Source organism: Clostridium sp. CAG:265 (assembly GCF_000436575.1).
In the GTDB taxonomy this organism is placed as follows: Bacteria; Bacillota; Clostridia; order Clostridiales; family Clostridiaceae; genus Clostridium; species Clostridium lentum.
Genome location: NZ_FR886612.1, coordinates 1 through 2,677 on the forward strand (window position 1 = coordinate 1; position 2,677 = coordinate 2,677).

The 2,677-nt window shown below is 27.4% G+C and carries 6 protein-coding genes; all 6 read left to right on the forward strand.

Annotated elements, in window-relative coordinates:
• Window positions 1–209 (forward strand): hypothetical protein (locus Q5O29_RS06125; RefSeq protein WP_302631829.1); only part of this gene is annotated, 209 nt, incomplete at its 5' end.
• A gap of 32 nt (window positions 210–241) precedes the next feature.
• Window positions 242–487, forward strand: a complete 246-nt coding sequence (locus Q5O29_RS06130) for a hypothetical protein (protein ID WP_302631831.1) — start codon at window positions 242–244, stop codon at window positions 485–487.
• 74 nt (window positions 488–561) lie between these two features.
• Complete coding sequence (locus Q5O29_RS06135) at window positions 562–1,731, forward strand: ParB/RepB/Spo0J family partition protein (RefSeq protein WP_022212095.1); 1,170 nt, start codon at window positions 562–564, stop codon at window positions 1,729–1,731.
• Between the two features lie 8 nt (window positions 1,732–1,739).
• On the forward strand, window positions 1,740–1,979 hold the full coding sequence (locus tag Q5O29_RS06140) for a hypothetical protein (RefSeq protein ID WP_022167678.1): 240 nt from the start codon (window positions 1,740–1,742) through the stop codon (window positions 1,977–1,979).
• Complete coding sequence (locus tag Q5O29_RS06145) at window positions 1,976–2,176, forward strand: BC1881 family protein (RefSeq protein WP_022212096.1); 201 nt, start codon at window positions 1,976–1,978, stop codon at window positions 2,174–2,176. Before Q5O29_RS06140 ends, Q5O29_RS06145 begins: the two co-directional genes overlap by 4 nt.
• Window positions 2,177–2,316: 140 nt before the next feature.
• Complete coding sequence (locus Q5O29_RS06150) at window positions 2,317–2,610, forward strand: hypothetical protein (RefSeq protein ID WP_022212097.1); 294 nt, start codon at window positions 2,317–2,319, stop codon at window positions 2,608–2,610.
• Window positions 2,611–2,677 lie beyond the last annotated feature (67 nt).

Consider the following 2,677-nt stretch of genomic DNA (forward strand, 5'->3'; position numbering starts at 1 on the left):
AAGAAATGGTTTATAGATTTAATAAAGAAAATTTTAATAAAAATGCATCAAAAAATGTTAAAGAGAAAATTAAACATATACTTGATGAAATAGAAAATAAAGAAGTTGAGTTTGATGAAAACAATAACGGAACAATAAAAATCGATTGGTATGGCGTAGAGCATGAACTTTATCCAGTACAAAAGAGCTGGTGTATAGCTGATATTTAATGAAATTATTACGAATTAATGGAGTGATAAGCTTGGATTTAAAAATAATGAAATCTACAGGTAATGAATGGTATAGCAAGTGTATAGGAGAAAGATTTACTATCCATTCTGAAAGTAAAAAAGGTGGTAGAGGTAAATATGTAGTAAGAATACCAAAGCACCTAATATGGTTAATGAATGGGCATATGTATGGTTGGGTTGATAAAGAGCATTGTATATTATTAAAGCCTTTACCTTGCGATTATAAGTTAATGTCGATGCAAAATGTGATTACTTGATTGAGTAAAGTAATTCGCAATTCAAAAAATGTGTCCAAGTTGGGCACATTTTAGAAAAAGGGGTGAAGAGGAAAGTGGCATTTAATTTAACGCAATTATTAAATAGCAATTCAAGAGAAGTAAATAAAAGTGAAGAAGAGGAAATGAAAACTTTGAATTTTAATATAAAGAATATAGATATAGATCATATAGTACCAGCTAAAGAAAATTTTTATAGTGTAGATGATATAGAGAATATAAAGCAATCAATAGAGCTATTAGGAATAGAGCAAAATCTTATAGTAGAAAGAATAGATAGAGATAATTATAAGCTTGTAGCAGGACATAGAAGATATTTTGCATCTAAAGCATTAGTGGAAGAAGGTAAAGAAGAATTTAGAATATTACCTTGTAAGATTAAGTCAAAAAGTGAAGATAATACTCTTTTAAATAAATTAACTATGATAATGACAAATTCAACTACAAGAGAGATTACTGATTGGGAGAAGATGCAGCAATCTATAGAAGTAGAAGAGATAATAAATCAGCTTAAAAAAGAAAATAACATAAAGGGAAGAACAAGAGATTTATTATCGGAAATATTAAATATATCATCAAGCCAACTGGGAAGATATAAAGCTATAAATAATAATCTTATAGAAGAATTGCAAGAAGAGTTTAAGAATAATAATATAAATTATTCTGTAGCATATAAAGCATCACAGTTAACTAAAGAGTATCAGTTAAAGGCATTTATAAAGTTACAAGAAGAGGGAAGTCTTATAGCAAATGATATAGATGTATTAAAAGCTAAAGAAGAATATATAAGACCATTAGAAGGGCAAATTGCAATAGATGATAGCTTACATGATGAAGAAGTAACTATAGCCATAGAAGATAGTGAATATAGTGAAGAGATAGAAGAAAACAAAGAGGAGTATGCTGAATATGTTGAAGAGGATAAAAGAACTGAAGAAGAAATTACTGAAGAAATTTCAAGAAATACAGAAGAGGAAGAAGAAAAAGGAGAAGTTCAAAGTGAAATACATAAAAATGTAGAAGTTCAACAATTAAAAAGTGAACAAAATGATATATGTACTTTCTGTAGAGAAAATACAAATTCAATTTTAGAAGATAAAGATAACAAAATATTATTATATTTTGATTCATCTACAAGGGAAATAGGAATAACCAATAAAGATACTGGAGAAATAAACTTTATAAAATTTAAGTATTGTCCAGAGTGTGGCAGAAAGATTTATTAGGAGAATATATGAGATACAAAAGTTTAGCAAGTATAAAAGTAAGAGTAATTTTAGATAAAAGTGAATTTAGTAATGTTGAAATAGTAAGAAGAATAAGAGAAAATTCAACACCAGTATTAAGAAACGTATGTAATATAGACCTTAAAAGATTAGAAGAAATATTAGAAGGTGATCAAGTGACATTTTTAGAAGCAAGTATAATAATGCAAGCTGTAAATGAGGATATTGGTAGGTTGTTTGGAATATGATTAATTTAAGGAATATTAAAACTAAAGATTTAATTAATGAACTTCTTATAAGAGAAGGTGTAAGATCTATGAATATAGAAAAAGGTGAAACAGTTAAATCAGTAGTATTTTTAACTGAAAAGCAAAATGATGAAGATGGGACCAGATACCTAAGAGGCTATGGTCCAAGTCTTATATTAGAAATAGAAATGAAGTGAGGTAATAAAAAAGTTATTAATATGCTATAAGCATTTAATATAAATAAATACATTTACTGCAGCAGGGATTACAAAATGCTAAAGTTAAGGTGGTAGAGGAGGAAACTCCTCTTTTTATAAATAATAGGAGAATAATAAATATGAATTATGAAAAAGAATATCAAGAAGAGGTAAAGATATTAAATGATATATATTCAAGATATGATAAATTAAGTGAAGAGGATATAGCAGGAGCTTTCCAACTACAAAAGGATGCAATACAAGCTTATTTTAGATGGTCTAGTATTAAGTATGATATAAAGAAAGATTTAAAGAGAGGACAAGCAACAGCAACAAAAGAAAGGTTAGAAGATATATGCTCATATCTTAAATACATATATACATCTAGTAAATCAGTATGGTTAAAAGCGAAAGAGGATATAAAAAGTGTATAAGGAGTAAAAAATGAGTAAAGAGATTAGTACAAAGAAGTTAATAGAGTTAGTAAGCAAAGGAGCTGCA